The organism is Hydrogenothermus marinus (assembly GCF_003688665.1).
Classification (GTDB): Bacteria; Aquificota; Aquificia; order Aquificales; family Hydrogenothermaceae; genus Hydrogenothermus; species Hydrogenothermus marinus.
On sequence record NZ_REFO01000011.1, the window covers coordinates 147,367 to 168,763 of the forward strand.

Below are 21,397 nucleotides of genomic sequence, written 5' to 3' on the forward strand. Positions count from 1 at the left end.
ATTTCTCCTTATTTTCTTTCACATGCTTCTTTGTTTATATTAATTTCTTCCTCTTCTTTAGGAATGCCAACATTATTTCTTATCTGTCCATTTCCAAAGATTATAAATTTAGGGATAGTAAGTTCTTTTAATCCCATTGGACCTCTTGCATGGATTTTATCTGTAGATATTCCCATTTCTGCACCAAGTCCAAACTCATTTCCATCTGTAAATCTTGTAGATGCATTTATATAAACTGCTGCACTATCTACATTGTTTATAAATTTCATTCCTTTTGTATAGTTTTCAGTGATTATACTTTCTGAATGAGAAGATCCATATTTATGGATAAAATCTATTGCTTCATCATGGCTATCAACTACTTTTACTGCTATTATTAAATCTAAAAACTCTTCATAAAAATCTTCTTCTGTTGCAGGTTTTATTTCTGTATTTTTTGCTTTTGGATCATCTTTTAAAATCTGTAAAGCTCTTTCATCACATCTCATCTCAACGCCTGCTTTACCATAATAGTATGCTATTTCAGGTAGAAATTTTTCTGCTATATCTTTATGAACAATTAAGTTTTCTATAGCATTACAAACTGAAGGTCTTTCAACTTTTGCATTATATGCAATATTTAATGCTTTATCAAAATCTGCTTCATCGTCAATGTAAAGATTACATACACCTTTATAATGTTTTATTACAGGTATTTTAGAATTTTCTGCAACTGCTCTAATAAGTCCTTCTCCACCTCTTGGTATAACAACATCTATATATTGGTCAAGTTGTAAAAGTTCATTAACTACTTGCCTATCTGTGCTATCAACAAAAGCAATAGCATCTTCAGGATAACCTACTTCTCTTGCTGCTTGTTTTAATATATCAACAAGTACTCTATTTGAGTTTATTGTTTCACTTCCACCTTTTAAAATTACTGCATTTGAAGATTTTATACATAAAGATGCTGCTTCTATAGTAACATTTGGTCTTGCTTCATAAACTATTAAAATACTTCCAAGAGGCACTCTCATCTGTCCAACTTTTAAACCATTTGGCCTTGTCCACATTGAAATTACTTCACCAACAGGATCAGGTAAAGCTATAACATCATTTAAAACCTGCACCATTCCATTTATTCTTTTCTCATTTAAAGCAAGTCTATCAAGTAAAGCTTTTGAATATCCTTTTTTTTCTGCTTTTTCTAAATCTTTCTGATTTTCCTTTTGAAGTTCTTCTTTCCTTTCTAAAATAAGCTCAGCTGCTCTTTTTAAAAGTTTATTTTTTGTATCTGTGTCTATGGAAAAAAGCTTTCTTTTTACTTTATCTACTTTTTTAGCTATTTCTATTGCATAATCCTTAGGATTCATTGCACTACCTCCTGGGTATATTTAATATATATTATAGTATTAAGCTAAAAATTATGAGGTAGGTTAAAAGAATGGAAAAAAATGAAAATTTTAAAGCAGGGTTTGTTGCATTAGTAGGAAAGCCAAATGTTGGAAAATCAACCCTTTTAAATAATATATTAAAAACTAAACTTTCTATAGTAAGTCCAAAGCCCCAAACTACAAGATTAAGAATCGTAGGTGTTTACAATGATAAAGATGCTCAAATAATATTTTTAGATACTCCTGGAATTCAAAAAGGTAAAGATATATTAACAAAAACAGTTGTTGATTCTGCAGTTTCTTCAATGGAAGAAGCAGATATTATCACTATGGTAATAGATGGAGTAAAAGGCTGGACAAAAGAAGATGATCAATTAGTAGAAAACTATTTAGAAAAATTAAACAAACCAACTATTTTACTTATAAATAAAGTAGATAAAGTTAAGCCAAAAGATGTTTTACTTCCTTTAATTGAAGAAGTATCACAAAAATATGAGTTTAAAGAAATTATTCCAATTTCAGCTTTAAAAGGCACAAATTTAGATAGATATATAGAAGTTTTAAAAAAATATTTACCTGAATCTCCTCCATTATTTCCAGAAGATCAGATAACAGACTTACCTTTAAAATTTTATATTGCAGAAATAATTAGAGAAAAAGCATTCAATCTATTAAAAAAAGAACTTCCATACTCAATAGCAGTAGAAGTTGAAAGTATTAAAGAAGGAGAAAAAAATAAAAATCTATTAATAATAGATGCAGTTCTTTATGTAGAAAGAGAAAATCATAAAAAAATAGTAATAGGTAAGAATGGCCAAACTCTTAAAAAAATAGGAAAACTTGCAAGGGAAGAACTTGAGTTTTTACTGAAGAAAAAGATATATCTCAATCTTTGGGTAAAAGTTAAACCTGAATGGAAAGAAGACCTAACTTTATTAAAAACCTTAGGATACCAATATATATCTTAACTTAATTTGCACTAAAAATTATAATATGTGAAAATAAAATATTAAGGAAAATTTTTAGGAGGAATTTTATGGCAGTTAAGACTACAATCTTTGGTTATCCAAAAATTGGCCCAAATAGAGAATTAAAGAAAGCTATTGAAAGCTACTGGAAAGGTGAAATATCTAAAGAAGAGATGCTAAAAAAAGTAGAAGAAGTTGATATTGATAGAATGAAAAGGGTAATAAATGCAGATTTAGACTATATCCCATCAAATGATTTTTCTTTATATGATTTTGTTTTAGATGTATCTACTATGGTAGATATGATCCCAAAAAGATTTAGAAATATAGAAGATGGACTTGATAGATATTTTGCAATGGCTAGAGGAACAAAAGATGCTATTGCTTGTGAAATGACAAAATGGTTTGATACTAACTACCATTACATAGTACCTGAAATAGAAGGAGCTTTTAAACTTGTAAAAAATAGACCTTTAGATTCATATAAATGGGCAAAAGAAAAACTTGGAGTTGAAACAAAACCTGTTTTAGTTGGAGCTTTTACATATTTAATGCTTTCCAAGGTTTATGAAAGACAAGAAGGCTCTCTTTTAATGAAAATGGTAAAAGCTGAAGAAAGTGAAAAATTTAAGCCACTTTTATTTGAGCTTGCATCTGTTTATAACCAGATGTTAAGAGAGCTTCAAGAAGAAGGTGTTAAAGCTGTTCAATTTGATGAGCCTGCTCTTGTTTTAGATTTAGATGAAGATAAAATAAATGCTCTTATTGATGCTTACAGAATAATTACAGAAGGAATTACAGATATAGAGATTTTTGTTCATACTTATTATGAAAGCTTAGATCATTTTGAAAAAATAACAAAAGAGCTTCCAGTTTCTGGTATTGGACTTGATTTTGTTGTAAATAATGAAAATCTTGAGAATTTAAAGAAATATGGATTCCCTGAAGATAAAAAACTTCAAGCTGGAGTAATATCAGGAAGAGATCCTTGGAAAACAGATTATAAACAAGTTTTAAATCTTATTGAAGAAATTAAAAAATATGTTTCTGAAGATAGAATTATTTTATCTAATGCTGCGCCTTTATTCCATTTACCTGTTTCTCTTGAGTCAGAAAAAGGACATTTAAATGAAGATTTATTAGAGCTTCTATCTTTTGCAGATGAAAGACTTGAAGAAATAAAAACTTTAAAACAGATAATAAATAAAGGAAAAGAAATACCTTCTCAAACTCTCCAAGAATTTAGAGATAAGTTTAAAAATGAAGAAGTTCAAAAGGCTATAGAGGACATAGACAATCATGAGATTAAAAGACCTCATGATTTCAAAGAAAGATATAAAAAACAGATAGAACTTTTAGGCCTTCCAAGATTTCCTACTACTACAATTGGAAGTTTTCCTCAAACAAAAGAAGTTCGTCAGATGAGAGCTAAATTTAGAAAAGGTGAAATATCTGCAGAAGAATATGAAAACTTTATAAAAGAGCAGATTAAAAAAGCTATAGAAATACAAGAAGAGCTTGAACTTGATGTATTTGTTCATGGAGAGTTTGAAAGAACAGATATGGTTGAGTTTTTCGGACAAAAAATGGATGGATTTGCATTTACTAAAAATGGGTGGGTTCAGTCTTATGGTACAAGATGTGTAAGACCCCCAATTATATATGGAGATGTATCAAGACCAGAGCCAATGACTATAAAAGAGATAGTTTATGCTCAAAGTCTTACAGAAAAGCCAGTAAAAGGTATGTTAACAGGGCCTGTAACTATATTAAACTGGTCTTTTTACAGAAAAGATATACCTAAGAAAGATATTGCATATCAGATAGCAATAGCTTTAAGAGATGAAGTTTTAGATTTAGAAAAAGCTGGAATAAAAGTAATCCAGATTGATGAGCCTGCATTTAGAGAAGGACTTCCTTTAAAGAAAAGAAAACAAGAAGAATATTTAAATTGGGCTGTTAAAGCATTTAGACTTACAAACAATACAGTTGCAGAAACAACTCAAATCCATACTCATATGTGTTATTCAGAATTTAATGAGATTATAGAATGGATTTATGCAATGGATTCTGATGTAATTTCAATAGAGGCATCAAGATCAAAAGGTGAAATAATAGAGGCATTTGAAAAATTCAATTATGATCATGGAATTGGAGTTGGAGTTTACGATATTCATTCTCCAAGAGTGCCACCTGTTGAAGAGATGTTAGAAATAGCAGAAAGAACTGTCCAAGTAATAGATAAAAATCTCATTTGGATAAATCCAGATTGTGGTTTAAAAACAAGAGGTTGGGAAGAAACAATACCAGCTCTAAAAAATATGGTTCAGGTTGCAAAGATATTAAGAGAAAAATACGGTGAAAAATATGATTGGTAATAGGGGATTCTTTCCCCTATTTTTATAAAGCATATGGAATATAAATTCTTAGTTTCGTATGTTCTCATTTTAATAGCTCTTTATTATTCTTACAGAGAAAAATTAGGAATAGAGAAAACTATACTTATAAATTCTTTAAGGGCATTTATTCAATTATTAATCCTTGGATATGCTCTTGTTTATATTTTTAAACTAAAACATCCAATTGAACTTATTTTTATACTTTTTTTAATGATTTTATTTGCAAGTTATACTGCTCAAAATAGAGTAAATCTAAAAGAAAAAGGATTTTTAGTAGCTTTTTTATCTATATTTTTTTCATCATCTTTAGTTATAGCTTCTTTGTTAGTATTACAAATTATATCTTTTAAACCTAATGAGCTTATTCCTGTTGGTGGAATGGTAATAGGAAACTCTTTAAATGTTTATAGTTTAACAGTAGATAGATTAAAAGGTGAAATAAAAAATAATATAGACTTAATTGAAAATTTTATTGCTATTGGTGCAACATTAAAAAATGCTTTATATGAGATGAAAAAAGCTTCAGTAAAAGCTGCTTTAATACCAACTTTAAATAATCTTCAAACAGTTGGAATAATCCATATTCCGGGAATTACAACAGGAATGCTTCTTGCAGGTGCAGAGCCTTTAAAAGCAGTTTCTTATCAGCTTGCAATAATGTATATGATGGTTGCAGTCGCTTTATTTACAGCTGTTATAACTATAAATATTGGATACAGAAAGATATTTGTTTCAGTTTTTAGCTAATTTAGATACTTTTATTTTCTTTGATAGTTATCAAAATTTTTATTTCTGCGTAAATTTCAAGAGCTGAAAGTATTATTGTAATAGTTTTTAATGAAATATTTTTTCCAGACAGTTTTTAATACTTTTACACTTTTCAGTTTTGTTTGAGATTCTTTATTGCTAATCTATTAATATTAGTTTTTATAATTTATTTAATCTTTTATATACCTAAGTGAGAAATTATAAAAATATTATAAATTGGTGTATCTTGATTCTATCAGGGGTAGCTTTAGCAATCCCCCTTTTATATAATATTATTGGGATAAAAAATGACTCTGCTGAGTATAAAGGAGAATAATAAAAAACTATGCATTCTTTTATAATAACAGGTTTTTTAGGTACAGGAAAAACAACTTTACTTATAAATAATATAAAGAAATATTTTAAAGATAAAAAAATTGCAATAGTTGTTAATGAATTTGGAGAAGTTGGTGTTGATGGACAAATATTAAAAAATGTATATAGCGAAGTTTTAGAAATATCTGAAGGATGTATTTGTTGTAAACTATCTGCAGAATTTGAAAAAGGAGTAAAAGAAATTATTAAAGATTATAATCCTGAAATAATTTTTATAGAAACCTCTGGAACTTCAGAACCTTTTCCAATATTCCTTTCTTTACAAAATCTTGGGATATCAGTTGAAGGTATTATATGTGTCATAGATGCGAAGAATTTTAATTCTTATAAAGATGATGCTACTGCTAAATATCAAATAGGTGGTTCAAATATAATTGTTTTAAATAAAATTGATTTAATAGAGGAAAAACAGTTAGAAAGTTTAGAAAAAGAAGTAAGAGAAATTAAAGAAAAATATAATATAAAAAATATTTTAACTGGAGAGGTTATATTCAAAAATTATGTTATATACAAAACAAAATTTGGAATATTACCCAAGGAAATATTTGATGGTATCTATAAAATAGATGAAATTATAAAAATAGCTCAAGAAAATGTAGAAACAGGAGTTTTTCAATCTAAACATAACTTTTCTCAAAGAATTATATATCTACCTGATAATTTTTCATTTGAGGATATTGATAAAATATTGTCTAATATTCCAAATAATATTTTTAGGATAAAAGGCATTATTAAAGCCAAAGATGTACCAACTCCTTTAGTAGTAAATTACTCATTTGGAGATCTTTCATTTTCAGAGCTTCCTTCTTACGAAGGAAAATCTTTCTTAGTTTTCATAGGCTCTAATTTAGAAACTAAAAATATAATTAAATTAAATTAGATTAAATTTTAAATTTCAATGAAGTTGTTGTTTTCATATTTATAAATCTTATTATCTTTTCTATCTAAAACAACTAATCTAATCCATTCATTTTTTATTATATTATTTGATAAAGCTGATTTTTGCATAGCTTTATTTACAATATCAATAGGGGCTTCTACAAAAGTTATCAATCTCATAGGCTCATGATATGGTTGATCTGCAAGGTTAACAGTTTGTTCAGGAAGACCAATTTTTAAATCACTGAAATTGCCAAAAAATACCCCTACCTTACTAACTATATTATGATAAACCTTTGAACCTGCCCCAAAAACTTCATTATCTGTTGTTGAAAAATAATGCTCCATATTTATCCATTCTCCAACAACTAATGGGCCTGAAAAAATAGTAGTTAAAACATTTCCATCTTCATCTTCTTCCCAGTTATAAGAATGTAAAAATACTCTATTAAACATAGGGAAATTTTTAGTACTTTCTCTTTTACCTATAAAAAAAGCATTATTCTTAGATAATCCCCATTCTGGTCTTGGTTCAGACCAATCACAAGATTTTGTAAATATATCTTCTTCTGTTTCTGTATAAGGTAAAAATTTAGCTCTTTCAAGCCTAGATTTAGAAGATGCTTTCTCAAAATCAGATTTTATTTTTTCTATCAACTTTAATTCTTCATCATTAAGAATATCTAAATTTTCTAAAAATAACTCATCTGTTGTTGTATTATGAAGACTTGGTATAAACTTTACATATTCAGGAATATTTATACCTTCTTCAAGTAGCTTTTTTCTTACCTCTTTATCATTAGCCATCATAGATATTACTCTTGCATTTGGAAGACCAACTCCACCACCACAAGCACCACAGTCTAAAGCTGACTCAAAAGGATTATTATCTGATTTACTTCCATGACCAAACACAAATACAAATTTTGGGAAATTTTGTGTTAATCCTATAAGCTGAAGGAAATTTTTAACATAAGATACTTTCTCTTCTAAAGTAAATCCTACTTGTCTTAATTTTTCTTTTTGCATTTCATAATTTTCTTTGTTTACTGAATATTTGGTTTTTAAAATTTCAAGAAATTCTTCAGGGATATTTAAATCTAAACTTTTATTTAAAACTAGATATTCCCATACTTTTTCAACTTCAGATAAAGATATATTTCTTTTTAACTTTTCAGTTAAAAACTCTTCTATAATTTTAAAATGAACTTTTTTAGCGAATTCTTCTACTTCATCATCTGTTAATTTATTTATAGTATATATAGTTTTTGGTTTTTTAGGCCTAAATTTAGAGAAAAATTTATCTATCTGTCTTGGGAATAAAGTTTTTCCAAAAAGATTTATACCAAAAAGCCATCCTACTGCTTCTACCATAATAAATGGAGTATAGGGATTGTTTTTTAAATCATTTAAAACATTCTTTAAGATTGAAAACATTTTCTTCCTAGATTTATATTCTTTATATCCTTCCTTTGGAAGTTCAAAAACAGTATTTTTAGGTTTTATTATAGCTGGACATAAAAACTGCTCATGACCTTTATCTAATTCAATGAATGTAATAGGTACACCGAAAAAGCCTGCTACTCCATATGTAAAATAAGGCCCTATTTTCTCTAAATATCTTCTTATAGATTCAGATCTCACATCTATACAAAAAACAGCTGCTGCCAAATAGGATTTTTCCATAGAAGGATTAGAGCTTAAAAACTCACTTAAATATTTATTTATATAACTATCTTCTAAGGATTTTAGCCATAAATATCCTTCTTCATTTTTTAGAGTATATATAAATTTCGCAAATTCTACAATATCTTTATCAAAGGTTGTTATTTCCTTTCTTATATTTAAAATTTGGTTTTTAATTATATTAATTTCTTCTTCTTTATATATTCTCAAAATTTCTTTAAATTCACCTTCTGAAGAAGCTGTTTCCATTAAATCTACAAATTTAGGTAGTAATTTACCTTTATATTTTAAAAGTTTTAGAATTACATAATTTTGATTTTGATTTATAAAATCATTTAGCTTTTTAAAATCTGATATTTTTTGTTTGCTAATATATTTATGCTCATAAAAAAGCCTAATAGCTAGATAATCTTCTATAGAAGAAGGATATTCTTGTTGAAAGGGATAATCTTTGTCTTCAGATCTATATTTTATAAATCCTGCCCAACCTACTTGTTTTAAAAGATGAATTAATAAATAATTTTCTTTATCTTCTACTTTTAGATTTTCTAATATTTTTTCAATAAAAACCTCTGCAGATTCTTGAATGTTTTCTCCTTCATAATACTTAAAAACGTTAAACATTCCTAAATTTCTTTGATACATTGAAAGAGTAGTTTGTTCTTCATCTAAAAATCTAGTTATAAATTCAATAATATCTTTTTCTATTTGATCTTTTAAGTTTGTATCAAATATAGCATCATATATTTCATATAAGGTAAGATTTTTTATAAGCTTTTTAATAGTTTCTTCTGTAGTTTTCTCAATTGTTTCTGTTTTTATAAACTCTATTAACTCTTCTTCATCAATACATTTGTTTATTTTTTCAAATTTATATTTATTCCAGTTTGGACTTATCTCTATTAAAAATTTCTTTGCTTCATAAAAATATTTTTTATAATTGTTTTCCTCTAATACTTTAAGAAGATTTTCTTCAAAAATATCTTCCCTAATAGTTCCATCCATATAAAGATTTACATAATACTCAGGTTCCATATATACATTTCCTTCAAAAATCTCTTTTGCTTTGTTTACCGCATTTTTAAAATGTTGTTTTTCAAAGCCTTTTAATGGATTGTGATGAATAAAGTTTTTTATTGGCCAGTATTGAGGAATAATTGATTTTATATTATCAATATTTTTATTTACCATTTAAAACCTCCATAATACCATTAATACCCCATATTGTAAGAAGAAAAATAATAAAAAAATGAATAAATTTTTCGCTTCCAAGTATATCCTTATAGAATATATATTTATTTGGTTTTCCAAAAACAGTATTTGTTAATACCCTCATAGCAATTAAGAAATTAGTAAAAAACACAATGCCAAAAACTATATACCAGATATAAGAGGTTTCATTTTTTATAAAACTATTAAACAAAAATACTGCATTAGGAAATGGTGGATATAAAGCTAAGGATATTAGATAAATTCTTAAGACAAAACCAATGATAGGCGATTCAAGAGCAAGTCCAGAGATTCCACTAAAGTTTGCACTTCCATAGTTATTTTTATAATAATTTCCTACAAAATATAATCCTACACAAGTTATAATTAAAGCCACTGCATAATAAATAGAATACTTAATATCAATTAATAAAAAAATACTACTATTTAAAAATAGAAAATAATAAGCAAGTTTATATAAGTTTGAAGTTTTTATAGCTTTATAAGCTGTTATCAATGTAGATATTAAAGAAATAATAATAAAAGCATAAGAAAAATCTACTTGATAAATAAATCTTAGTAGAAGACCTATAATCAATAAATTAGAAAATAAAGGAAAGTACTTAGATAAATTTTTATTTTTTTTGTCTAAAATTTCAAATAAAAAATAATAAGGTATTCCTCCAACTAAAATAAAAATTAGTAATTCCATAAACCTACCTCATTAAAAAAATTTGGAAATTTTAAACATTAATTTTGGAAAAAAACTTTCTTTTGCCAAGATTTTGTAAAATACCCATTTAATTTTATTAGGTTTTTCACCATTTATTTCTATATCAATAAAATGGGTTTTATATATAAATAGCCAACCAATTATAAGAATAAGAAACATAATACCTAAGGATATAATAATAGATATATCTAAAGAAGCTACTTTATAAAATAATTTTGCGTTTTCACCATATAAAAACTTTTCAATTAAACTACCAAAAAATTCATAAGTAAATACTACTAAAATAAATGAACTTAGAAGTCCAAATATAACCTTTAAAGAATCAGATTTGGAAACCTTAAAGAAAGATAGAAATAGTTGCGTACTTGTAAGCCATGCAAAAGCAAGTATTACTATTGCAGTATTAAAATAGAAAAATTCTTCACTGATAATAAATTTAATACCAGCAAATATTAGTACAGGTAATATAGTAAATAAAGCAATTATCCAATAAAAGTTCTTACTGTAATTAACCTTCTCTTCCCAAAAAACTTCATAGGATAATTTTTTTGGTATATTTGGATCATGTCTTGCATAATGGATTAAACTCCCTGATTCTAAGAATAAAGATGCTTTAAAAATTCCATGAACCATAAGATGATAAATTGCAAGACTAAAAGCTCCAATGCCTATTTCCATTATCATATATCCCATCTGACCAACAGTAGAATAACCAAGAGATCTTTTAATATCAGGAACTGCAAGCATTATAATAGATGCAAAAATAGCAGTAATAAGACCAAAAATAAAAGCTACATTTAAAACTGTTGGAGTTAGTAAAAGTAAAAATGCAAGCTTATTTAATACAATTCCTCCAACATTAACAACTCCTGCATGCATCAATGCAGATACAGGGGTTGGTGCAGAAGATGTATAAGGTAACCATATATGAAAAGGTATATTCGCTGATTTCATTAAGGCTGCAAAAAGAAATAAAAAACCTATTAAATATATTTCTATATTGCCTGAAAACCCATATTCATATCTTTCAAGCCATAATTTAGAAAGCTCTGTCAGATTAAATATGCCAAAAGTTTTATATACTAATATAATACCTATAATAAAAAGAAAATCTGCCAACTTATGAATTAGAATAGTCCAACTTCCAAACTTAACAGTTTGTTTATCTTCAATCTTAAATGATACAAGGAAGTACAGAGTTAAACTCATTATTTGCCAAGCAATAGCAAGTACAATTATATTATTACTCATAATAAGAAGATATATAGCAGCAAATATAAAATTTAATAAGATATAAAATCTTTTAAACCCTTTTTCATCCCACATATATTTAGCACTATACTTTCTTATAACAATACCTAAAATAGCTACATATACAACTAAAATAGAAGCCATTTCATTAAATATTAATAAATCTCCAAATCCATAAATATTTTTTTGATTGGCTATTACATAATAGGCCCCTGCAATTCCTAAAACAGCAATTAAAAAGGAAAAATACATACTAATTTTTGAAATAGCTTCTTTGCTATTAATAAAGGAAATTAAGAAAGCTATAATAACAGGTATAAATGGTATTAATAACACAGTTTTTTCCATTTCAACCTCAAAATTTTTTATTGAAGAAATTTTAGTTAAAAATACAACAAAAACATAAAATATAACGCTGTTTTATTTTAAATTTATTGTAAAATATAACAATGTTTTATTTTGTGATATTAATCATTTTTTAAATGTTAACATACCTTTATTGTAAGGTAAAAGTTATTAAGTTGAATTAAGATAAATTTTAATTTATTATTAATTACTAACTAAAAATTTATATTTTAGGAGGATAAAATGGCAAAGTTAGGACCAGCACACTACTCGCCTTATCCAGTAGCAGTGTATGAAGGAGTTTTAAATCCACCTCAAGGAAAAGCTCTTTTATTTGATAAGGTAGTAGATAAAGAAACAGCAATGAGAGAAGCTGCTAAAGCTATGTTAACAAGAGAAAACCCAACAATATTTGTTGGACCACTTGTATTATATGCATGGAATGAAGATGCAGAAAAAAAAGCTAAATTAGTTAAAGAAATGGCAGAAGTTTTAAATGCAAGAATAATTCCTATGTATGATTATAGACCAAAATATCCAAAAGTTGATCCTGAAGTAGAAATAAATCCTAACCATCCTAATCTAACTATTTGGCAAAATAATATAAAGGCTTGTATTTTTATAGGTGTTCATGATCATTATGCAAGTGTTGCTTTAAAAATAATAAGATGTGAAACAGACTGTTTTACTATAAGTTTAGATACTCCAAGTGGTCATGAAGATGCAATGATTACTATAAGAAGTACAGATGTAGAAGATTTAGAAAAATTTATAGAAATAGCAAAAGAAGTAAAAAAAGAGCTAGGATTAGCTTAACATAAAACATAGGAGGTTTTTATTATGGAAACAATAAAAAATAAATCACAAACAAATAGAGCAGGTCAAAAGATAGTTTCTCCAGATTATCTTTTATTTGAAGCTCCAAGAACAAAACATTTTATGACTGGCTCAGAGGTAACAAAAGAAGCAGTAAAAAGAGCTTCAGTAGATGCATCTGTTTCATATCCTATTACACCACAGTCTGAAGCAGCTCACTTAATTGGGGAACTTTGGGCAGAAGGATATGTAGGTGTATATTTCAGAGGTGAAAATGAGTTTGGTGTTATGTCAGAAGTTGTTGGATGTTCAATAGCAGGTGGAAGAACAATTACAACAACTTCTGGACCAGGTACTCTTAGAGCTTTTGAAAACTTTCCAATGTGGGCAGGTACAAGAGCTCCTATGCAGCTTGTTTTAATGGCAAGAGGAGTAAACTCACCGCTTACTATACAGCCAGATAACCTGGAAGTAGGATTTTTATTAGATACAGGTTGCATGATCTGGTATGCAGAAAATGTTCAAGAATTATTTGATATGATCCTTGCAGGATTTGTTGTTGCAGAACAACCTGATGTACATGTTCCTGTAATTACAGCTGTTGACGGATTTTTTGTTTCACATACAAGAGAAGCAGTATATCTTCCACCAGATGATATAGCATTACCACCGTATGATCCATATAAATCTCCTATGCCTGTAATAGACAATGAAATTCCTCCGGGAAGATTTTTAAGAGATCCATTTGTTATGAAATCTAATTACACATCTTATGCAACTCATGCAAGCTGGCAATGGGAAGTAAGATCGGCTATAGAGAGATCAAGACCTTATGCTAAACATTACCTTAAAGGTCTTACTGAAGAGTTTGGTGATAAAGATGCTGAAATAGTATTTGTAGCAGCAGGTACAGCAGCAGCTCAATCAAAAGAAGCAGTTAGACTTTTAGAAGCAGAAGAAGGTATAAAAGCAAAAGTTGTTAAACTTAAAACAATAAGACCTTTCCCTTATAAAGAATTAGAAGAAGCAGTTAAAAATGCTAAATATATATTTGTTCCAGAATTTAACGTTGTTGGATGGCTTGAAAGAGAAGTTAGAAAAGCTCTTTATAAAAAATCTAATGCAGAAATTATTGGTACACCAAGAGTTGCTGGTGGTATGACAATGCCTAAAGAAGCAATTGTAAAAGAAGTTTTAGAATTTATAAGAAAGTAAACAGGAGGTAATTTAATATGTCAATGAAAATATATCAATTAAATGAAGAATTTAGGAATATTGTTCCTCAAGAGATAGTAGCACTTCAAGAAAATGCTACTTGGGGAAATCCAAAAAGAGGAGTTATGGACCTTCCTGTATCAAAAGAGCTTCTTGAAGAACACTCTCTTTGTGCAGGTTGCCCTGAATCAGCAGCTTTAAGATATATATTAGCATCTTTACCAAATCCAGAGGATACAATTATTGTTAATTCAACAGGATGTACTTCTTTAATGTTCCCACATATTGCACTTCATACGGTTCACTCACTTTTCGGAAACCAAAACTCAGTAGCTACAGGAATTAAAAGAACTTTAGAATGGAGATTCCCTGATAAAACTAAAGATGTTGTTGTTCTTGCTGGTGATGGTGCAACAGTTGATATTGGTCTTGATTACACATTACAATCATTCTTCAGACAAGAAAAAATAACTACAATATGTTTTGATAACGAAGTTTATGCAAATACAGGTGGGCAAGAATCAGGATTAACACCTAAGGGACATGTATTTAAAATGGCTCCAAAAGGAAAGCAGTTTGAAAAGGTTCCTATGTGGCAATTAGCTATAGATTCAGGCTGTCATTATGTTGCAAGACTTACAGTTTCATCTCCAAAAAGAGTTGAGAAAGTAATAAAAGAAGCTATTTATGTAGCAAGAGAAGTTGGTCCTACGTATGTTCACCTTTATACTCCATGTATACTTGAAATTGGATTAAACTCTGATGATGGATTGGAAGAAATGAGAGGAAGAGATAAAGAAAGATTTAAATTCTTTGAATATAAATCTCCTGAAGCTGAAGAAGTTATTAAGAAATACAAAGAGGAGGGCTTGTTATAATGCAAAGACAATTACTTAGTATAAGAATGCCTGCTCTTGGTGGGCAAGGTGCTGTTACTGCTGCTCATATTATAGCTACTGCTGCATCTTATGAAGGATATCATGCTATTTCAAATCCATTCTTTGGTGCAGAAAAAAGAATGGCTCCTTCTGAAAGTTATGCAAGATTAGGAATTATTCCTATCTATGATAGAGGAGAAGTTGTTTATCCTGATGTAATTATGGTATTCCACCCACAAGTTATTACTATGGGTAAATCTTACACTATGCCTTTCTATTCAGGTATTAAGAAAAACGGATTAATTCTTATAAATAGTGAAGAAAACTTATTAAATGCAGAAGATGCTCAATTCCTTGAAAGCTTAAATGTAAAAGTTTTAACTAAGGACTTTACAAAATTTGCAGTAGAGTTAGCAGGCACAGAACTTGCTACTAATATGGCAATGCTTGGAGCTTTATTTGGAGCAATAGGTGTTGTAAGTAAAGAATCTATTGAACAAGGTATTAAAGATAGATTCTTGAAAAAATATGTTGCATCTGGTGGTACTGCTACTCTTGATTCTGCTATTGAAAGAAAGTTCAAAAAGAAACTTGAATTAATTGAGAAAAACCTTGCAACTGCATCTGCAGCTTATGATCTTGCAAGAGAATGGGCTATAAACAATGGATTAGAACCTTTCTTACCACCACCTCCACAAGAGGAAAAAGTAGCTTAATATAAAAGCAAAAGCCTCCTTTTTGGAGGCTTATTTTACTTCAAAAATTTTATGATATTGAGGAATAATTCTAACTTCTATATTTTTTTCTAAAAGTTTTTTTTGTAAATCTCTGGATTTTTTAAACATCTCTTTTTTATTATCTTCAGGCTGTAAAATTATAGGGATATCATTTAAATGAATATCTTTAAATTTTAATATATCTTCTATTTTTAATAAATTATCTACAACAAATTTTAATTCTTTTATATAAGGTAAAAGCTTATCATTTATATAAAAATTATTAAAAGGTTTTGGAGAACAAACTATATGGATATTTTTATTATATCTTTTGTAAAGAACTGATATTATGTTTCTAAATAAAGTGCCATTAGTCTCAATAATAACAAAATATCCTTCTTCTAAAAGAGTTTTAAATAATAAATCAAAACCTTCATTATATAAAGGCTCTCCTCCAGTAAGACATACTTTTTTGTTTTTAAAAAATTTAATAACTTTTAAAATTTCATTAATATCCATTAATTTATAATTTTCTGTATCATATGAGTATTTAGTATCACACCAGGAACATCTTAAATTGCAACCTTCAAGTCTTATAAAAGAAACAGGATAGCCAACAAGACTACCTTCACCTTCTATAGAATCAAATATCTCTATAATTTTTATTTTTGCCATTAATATTTTTTATGAGAATTTATAAGATTTAAAAACTCATTTCTTGTTTTTTCATTTTCCATAAAAATTCCTGTAAGTTTGCTTGTTACAGTATAAGAAGTTGGATTTTTTACTCCTCTCATTGACATACAAAGATGCTCTGCTTCCATTACAACAGCTACACCTTTTGGATTTAGCTCTTTTTCTAAAAATTCTGCTATTTGGCCTGTTAATCTTTCTTGAACTTGAGGTCTATATGAAAACTTATTTACAACTCTTACAAGTTTTGAAAGTCCACAAACTTTTCCATCTGGAATATATGCAATATGAGCTTTTCCAAAAAATGGTAAAAGATGATGCTCACAAAGAGAGTAAAACTGAATATCTTTCACAACAACCATTTCATTATAATTTCCTATATCTTCAAAAACAGTCATATTAAAATTTTCATAAGATTTAAACTCTTTCCAAAGTCTTACTATTCTATCTGGTGTTTCTTTTAGTCCTTCTCTATCTGGATCTTCTCCAATAGCCTCTAAAAATAATCTAATAGATTCTTTTAACTTTTTTTCATCTATGCTCATTAATTACTCCTTTATAAAAGTTTTTGACATTCTACTTTCATACATTTTCCAACTATAACATTATAGCCTTCTTTATCAAGCTCTTTAACAACTTCTTCATTAACAGTACCTGGTTGAAACCAAAAGGTTTTAAATCCTTTTTTCTTTGCCTCTTCTGCTGTAAATTTAACATCAGCAGGCCTTCTAAAAACATCAACTATATCAATATCAACAAGTATATCAAGTAAAGATTTATAAACAGGTCTTCCAAGTATTTCTTGTCCTGCATATTTTGGATTTACAAAGTAAATATTAAATCCATAATTTTTAACAACCTCTGAAACAAAATAACTTGGTTTTGAAGGATTAGTTGATATACCAACTACTGCAACATTTTTACTTTCTTTTAATATTTTCTTTATATCTTCATCTTTCTCTATAATAGGCATTGGCATACCTCTTTTTTTAATATACTATAATTTTAGATATAATCATTTAAAATGATTTTTACCATAATATTATGGAGCAAATATGAAGCCAAAAGTAAAATCACCTTTATCTGAAGAAGTTACAAAAGTAAAAGTAATGTTAAGAAAATTGAATCTAAATACAGTATGCCAAGAAGCATCTTGCCCTAATATTGGTGAGTGTTATTCAAGAAAAACAGCAACTTTTATGATTATGGGAGATACCTGTACAAGAAACTGTCCTTATTGTGATGTAAGCCATGGAAGACCTAAACCATTAGATGAAAATGAGCCAGAAAATATAGCAAAAGCAGTAAAATATTTAGGACTTAAATATGTTGTAATTACTTCTGTAAATAGAGATGATCTTCCAGATGGAGGAGCCTCCCATTTTGCAAAAGTTGTAAATAAAGTAAGAGAATATTTTCCAGATTGTAAAATAGAGGTTTTAATTCCTGATTTTTTAGGAAACTGGAATTCTTTAAAGATAGTAGCAGATAGCAAACCAGATGTAATAAATCATAATATAGAAACGGTTCCTTCTCTTTATAAAAAAGTAAGACATAGAGGAAATTATAAGCTTTCTTTACAGTTAATAAAGCAGATAAAAATATTAAATGAAAACATCATATCCAAATCAGGAATTATGGTTGGACTTGGAGAAACAAAAGAGGAAATAATTCAAGTAATGGAAGATTTAGTTGAGCATAACTGTGATATTTTAACTATAGGTCAATATTTAAGACCTTCTAAAAATCATTTACCTGTTGAAAAGTTTTATACTAAAGAAGAGTTTGAAGAGTTAAAAGAGATAGGTTATAAAATAGGTTTTAAAGAGGTTTATAGTGGACAGCTTGTTAGAAGTTCATACCATGCAGATGAAGTTTTTAATAATTTAAAGGAAGGATAATATGGAATTTCAACCTCATCATGTTGCTTTAACTGTTTCCAATATAGAAAAAACTATAGAGTTTTACAAAAAATTTGGCTTTAAAGAAGTTATAAGATGGAAAGCAGAAGATAATAGCCTAATTGTTGTTCATTTAAAGCTAAATAATTTTATTTTAGAGCTTTTTTCTTTTAAAGATGTAAAAGAAGGTGCAGTAGAAAAAGAGCTTTTTGAGGATTTAAAACATAAAGGATATAGACATTTTGCTTTAAAAGTTGTAAATTTAGAAGAGGTATCTTCCAAACTGAAAGAAAAAGGAATAATTCCAATAAATAAAATAAACTTAGGGAAAACAGGAATTAAATACTTTTTTGTAAAAGACCCAGAAGGAAACTTTTTAGAAATAGTAGAAGACAAAAGAAAGTTTTAGGAGGAGTAGCCATGAAAAAGGTATTATTTTTTCTACTTGTATTAATTTTTTCATCTTATGCAAAAGATAATGAAGTTAGGAAGGTTGTTTTTGATTTAAGAACAGGAGATATAAAAAAGTTTGAAAATACTATTAATGGAATAGCAAAACATATTGATTACTATGAGTCCCAATTTAAAACATTAAAGGTAGTTATAGTAGCCCATGGAGATAGCTATAAATTTTTCCTAAAAGATTTATCAAAAACTCCTTATAAAAATGATAAAGAGCTTTTAAAAAAACAAAAACTGTTATATGAAAGATTAAAAAATTTACATGATTTTTATAAAGTAAAATTTGAAATATGCAAACTCGGAATGGAAGCAAGACATTTGGATATAAGTAATTTATATCCATTTGTAAAACCAGTTTATTCTGCCTTAGTTGGCCTTGTAGAATGGCAAAATAAAGGATATGCTTATATGCCAATATTTTAAGAAGGAGGTAAAGATTTGAAAATAGTTAGTGGAATGAGACCTACAGGTAAACTTCATATTGGACATTATTTTGGAGTTATACAAAACTGGTTAAAACTACAAGAAGAACATGAATGTTATTTTTTTATAGCAGATTGGCATGCTTTAACAAATAAATATAAAGAAACAGAAAATCTTAAAGAAAATATAAGACAGATGATAATAGATTGGCTTGCTTGTGGATTAAATCCTGAAAAATCTACATTATTTATACAATCATTGGTAAAACAACATGCAGAACTATCTTTACTTTTTTCTATGATTACACCAAAAAGTTGGCTTGAATTAAACCCATCATATAAAGATTTAAAGTTTAATCTTTTTTATCAATACTTAAAAGATTTCTTCTTAGGAAAAAAAATAAAAATAAACCAAGCACCTCCAGCTGAAAGCTTTGAAGAAGCTTATGAAAAAGCAAATGGAAAACAAAAAAATAAAATATTTGAAGAATATTTAAAAGAGATTTTCCATAAAGCTTTTTACAATAAAAAAGGTTTAGATTTTGATTATTTAAAAGAAACATTAATAAAATTTGGACTTCAGAAAAAAATAGTTGAAGAAGCAGTAAAAAATTTAAAAGAAGGAGATGTTGGTAAAGATATAGATACCCTTGGATTTTTATCTTATCCTGTTTTACAAGCGGCAGATATTCTTATATATAAAGCAGATGCAGTACCTGTAGGTGAAGATCAACTTCCACATATAGAACTTACAAGAGAAATTGCAAGAAGATTTAATAATCTATACAAAGAGATTTTTCCTGAACCAAAAGCAATGTTAACAGAAGAGGCAAAACTACTTGGAATAGATGGAAGAAAAATGTCTAAATCTTATAATAATGCTATTTATCTATCAGATGATAATGAAACTGTTGATAATAAAGTATTACAGATGAAAACAGACCCAAAAAGAATTAAGAAAACTGACCCTGGTAATCCTGAAGTTTGCACTGTATTTGATTATCACAAGATATTTACTAAAGATGAACTTCTTTTAAATGATATAGATAAAAAATGTAGAAATGCAGAAATAGGCTGTGTTGAATGTAAAAAAATACTTGCAAAAAACTTAAATAATTTTCTAAATCCTATAAGAGAAAAAAGAAAAGAGATTGAAAAAGATATTAAAAAGTATGAAAAAATATTCATAGATGGAAGTTTAAAATGCCGACAAATTGCAGAAAATACAATGGAAGAAGTTAAAGATGCAATGAATTTATATAAAATTTAAGGGGCAAAGCCCCCTTTTTTATAACCCTTTTTCAGCTATATATAAAGTTAAATCTTTTAATCTGTTTGAGTATCCCCATTCGTTATCATACCATGATGAAACATGAACAAATTTTCCATTAATTACTTTTGTAGATAAAGCATCAAATATAGAAGAATGAGGATTTCCTACTATATCTTGAGAAACTATAGGTGCTTCACAGTATTCTAAAATTCCTTTCATTTGGTTTTCTGCATACTCTTTTACTTTAGCATTTATTTCTTCTTCTGTTGTTTCTTTTTCAACAACTACTGTTAAATCAATCATAGAACCATCTGGAACTGGAACTCTTCTTGCAGTACCATCAAGCTTTCCTTTTAATTCAGGTAAAACTTCTCCAACTGCTTTAGCAGCTCCTGTTGTAGTAGGAATAATATTAACTGCAGCTGCTCTTGCCCTTCTTAAATCTTTATGAGGTAAGTCTAATATTCTTTGATCATTTGTATAAGCATGAACTGTTACCATATATCCATTAACTATTCCAAATTCATTATTTAGTATTTTTGCTATAGGTGCAAGACAGTTTGTAGTACATGATGCATTAGATATTATATTATGCTGTGAAGGATTATATTTTTCCTCATTTACACCTAAAACTATAGTAATATCTGGATTTTTCCCTGGTGCAGATATTATTACTTTTTTTGCTCCTGCTTTTAAATGTTTTCCTGCTCCTTCTCTATCTCTGAAAACTCCTGTTGATTCAATTACAATATCAATATCTAAATCTTTCCAAGGAAGCTGAGCAGGATCTTTAATAGCAGTTACTTTTATTGCTTTTCCATTTACTACAATTTCCTCATCTTTTGCTTTTATATCAGTATCTTTTAAAACTCCATGAACGCTATCATATTTTAGAAGATGTGCCAAAGTGTAAGCATCTGTTAAATCATTAATTGCAACAATATCAATATCAAGATTATTTAAACAAGCTCTAAAAAAGTTTCTTCCAATTCTTCCAAAACCATTAATTGCTACTTTTATAGCCATATCTTCCTC

The 21,397-nt window shown here is 27.8% G+C and carries 20 protein-coding genes; 12 read left to right on the forward strand and 8 right to left on the reverse strand.

The window, feature by feature from the left end; genetic code table 11:
• Positions 1-8: 8 nt before the first annotated feature.
• The gene (locus CLV39_RS03760) at positions 9-1,352 is read right to left on the reverse strand and encodes a glutamate-5-semialdehyde dehydrogenase (RefSeq protein WP_121922904.1); all 1,344 of its coding nucleotides are present in this window, start codon (positions 1,350-1,352) and stop codon (positions 9-11) included.
• 71 nt (positions 1,353-1,423) lie between these two features.
• On the opposite strand from CLV39_RS03760, the gene era reads away from it, so the two are divergent.
• From era to CLV39_RS03780, 4 genes are all read left to right on the forward strand, one after another.
• Positions 1,424-2,341 (forward strand): GTPase Era, encoded by a 918-nt coding sequence (gene era, locus CLV39_RS03765; RefSeq protein WP_121922905.1) that lies wholly within the window; start codon positions 1,424-1,426, stop codon positions 2,339-2,341.
• Between the two features lie 68 nt (positions 2,342-2,409).
• Entirely contained in the window at positions 2,410-4,719 is a 2,310-nt protein-coding gene (gene metE / locus CLV39_RS03770) for a 5-methyltetrahydropteroyltriglutamate--homocysteine S-methyltransferase (protein ID WP_121922906.1), read from the forward strand.
• 33 nt (positions 4,720-4,752) lie between these two features.
• Complete coding sequence (locus tag CLV39_RS03775; RefSeq protein WP_121922907.1) at positions 4,753-5,487, forward strand: ABC transporter permease; 735 nt, start codon at positions 4,753-4,755, stop codon at positions 5,485-5,487.
• 346 nt (positions 5,488-5,833) lie between these two features.
• Positions 5,834-6,763, forward strand: a complete 930-nt coding sequence (locus CLV39_RS03780) for a CobW family GTP-binding protein (RefSeq protein ID WP_121922908.1) — start codon at positions 5,834-5,836, stop codon at positions 6,761-6,763.
• 8 nt (positions 6,764-6,771) lie between these two features.
• On the opposite strand, the gene CLV39_RS03785 is transcribed toward CLV39_RS03780, so the two are convergent.
• The 3 genes from CLV39_RS03785 to CLV39_RS03795 are packed head-to-tail and all read right to left on the reverse strand — an operon-like array spanning position 6,772 to position 11,989.
• Positions 6,772-9,639 carry a DUF2309 domain-containing protein gene (locus CLV39_RS03785; protein WP_121922909.1) on the reverse strand — a complete coding sequence of 956 codons (2,868 nt, stop codon included), beginning with the start codon at positions 9,637-9,639 and terminating at the stop codon, positions 6,772-6,774.
• Positions 9,629-10,369, reverse strand: a complete 741-nt coding sequence (locus tag CLV39_RS03790) for a hypothetical protein (protein ID WP_121922910.1) — start codon at positions 10,367-10,369, stop codon at positions 9,629-9,631. The genes CLV39_RS03785 and CLV39_RS03790 overlap by 11 nt, the downstream gene beginning before the upstream one ends.
• A 12-nt stretch (positions 10,370-10,381) precedes the next feature.
• Positions 10,382-11,989 (reverse strand): proton-conducting transporter transmembrane domain-containing protein, encoded by a 1,608-nt coding sequence (locus tag CLV39_RS03795; RefSeq protein WP_121922911.1) that lies wholly within the window; start codon positions 11,987-11,989, stop codon positions 10,382-10,384.
• Positions 11,990-12,229: 240 nt separating this feature from the next.
• Here CLV39_RS03795 and CLV39_RS03800 point away from each other — a divergent pair, with 240 nt between their 5' ends.
• From CLV39_RS03800 to CLV39_RS03815, 4 genes are read left to right on the forward strand one after another with little or no spacing between them, the layout of a single operon-like run.
• Positions 12,230-12,802: a carbon monoxide dehydrogenase beta subunit family protein gene (locus tag CLV39_RS03800; protein WP_121922912.1), complete on the forward strand. Its 573-nt coding sequence runs from the start codon at positions 12,230-12,232 to the stop codon at positions 12,800-12,802.
• Positions 12,803-12,826: 24 nt separating this feature from the next.
• Positions 12,827-14,017, forward strand: a complete 1,191-nt coding sequence (locus CLV39_RS03805) for a transketolase C-terminal domain-containing protein (RefSeq protein ID WP_170145600.1) — start codon at positions 12,827-12,829, stop codon at positions 14,015-14,017.
• A gap of 17 nt (positions 14,018-14,034) precedes the next feature.
• Complete coding sequence (locus CLV39_RS03810) at positions 14,035-14,895, forward strand: thiamine pyrophosphate-dependent enzyme (protein WP_121922914.1); 861 nt, start codon at positions 14,035-14,037, stop codon at positions 14,893-14,895.
• The gene (locus CLV39_RS03815; RefSeq protein WP_121922915.1) at positions 14,895-15,611 is read left to right on the forward strand and encodes a 2-oxoacid:acceptor oxidoreductase family protein; all 717 of its coding nucleotides are present in this window, start codon (positions 14,895-14,897) and stop codon (positions 15,609-15,611) included. The genes CLV39_RS03810 and CLV39_RS03815 overlap by 1 nt, the downstream gene beginning before the upstream one ends.
• Positions 15,612-15,641: 30 nt before the next feature.
• On the opposite strand, the gene CLV39_RS03820 is transcribed toward CLV39_RS03815, so the two are convergent.
• The 3 genes from CLV39_RS03820 to CLV39_RS03830 are packed head-to-tail and all read right to left on the reverse strand — an operon-like array spanning position 15,642 to position 17,277.
• Complete coding sequence (locus tag CLV39_RS03820) at positions 15,642-16,286, reverse strand: 7-carboxy-7-deazaguanine synthase QueE (RefSeq protein WP_121922916.1); 645 nt, start codon at positions 16,284-16,286, stop codon at positions 15,642-15,644.
• Complete coding sequence (folE, locus tag CLV39_RS03825) at positions 16,286-16,849, reverse strand: GTP cyclohydrolase I FolE (protein WP_121922917.1); 564 nt, start codon at positions 16,847-16,849, stop codon at positions 16,286-16,288. Before folE ends, CLV39_RS03820 begins: the two co-directional genes overlap by 1 nt.
• An 11-nt stretch (positions 16,850-16,860) precedes the next feature.
• Positions 16,861-17,277: a CoA-binding protein gene (locus tag CLV39_RS03830; RefSeq protein WP_121922918.1), complete on the reverse strand. Its 417-nt coding sequence runs from the start codon at positions 17,275-17,277 to the stop codon at positions 16,861-16,863.
• Positions 17,278-17,359: 82 nt separating this feature from the next.
• On the opposite strand from CLV39_RS03830, the gene lipA reads away from it, so the two are divergent.
• The 4 genes from lipA to trpS are packed head-to-tail and all read left to right on the forward strand — an operon-like array spanning position 17,360 to position 20,359.
• A complete protein-coding gene (lipA, locus tag CLV39_RS03835; protein WP_121922919.1) occupies positions 17,360-18,205 on the forward strand; it encodes a lipoyl synthase in 846 nt (281 codons plus the stop codon).
• A 1-nt stretch (position 18,206) separates the two neighbouring features.
• Positions 18,207-18,614 (forward strand): VOC family protein, encoded by a 408-nt coding sequence (locus CLV39_RS03840; protein WP_121922920.1) that lies wholly within the window; start codon positions 18,207-18,209, stop codon positions 18,612-18,614.
• Between the two features lie 11 nt (positions 18,615-18,625).
• On the forward strand, positions 18,626-19,090 hold the full coding sequence (locus tag CLV39_RS03845) for a DsrE family protein (protein ID WP_121922921.1): 465 nt from the start codon (positions 18,626-18,628) through the stop codon (positions 19,088-19,090).
• A gap of 15 nt (positions 19,091-19,105) precedes the next feature.
• Entirely contained in the window at positions 19,106-20,359 is a 1,254-nt protein-coding gene (gene trpS, locus CLV39_RS03850) for a tryptophan--tRNA ligase (protein WP_170145601.1), read from the forward strand.
• A gap of 18 nt (positions 20,360-20,377) precedes the next feature.
• On the opposite strand, the gene gap is transcribed toward trpS, so the two are convergent.
• Positions 20,378-21,388, reverse strand: a complete 1,011-nt coding sequence (gene gap, locus CLV39_RS03855) for a type I glyceraldehyde-3-phosphate dehydrogenase (protein WP_211325048.1) — start codon at positions 21,386-21,388, stop codon at positions 20,378-20,380.
• Positions 21,389-21,397: the final 9 nt, after the last annotated feature.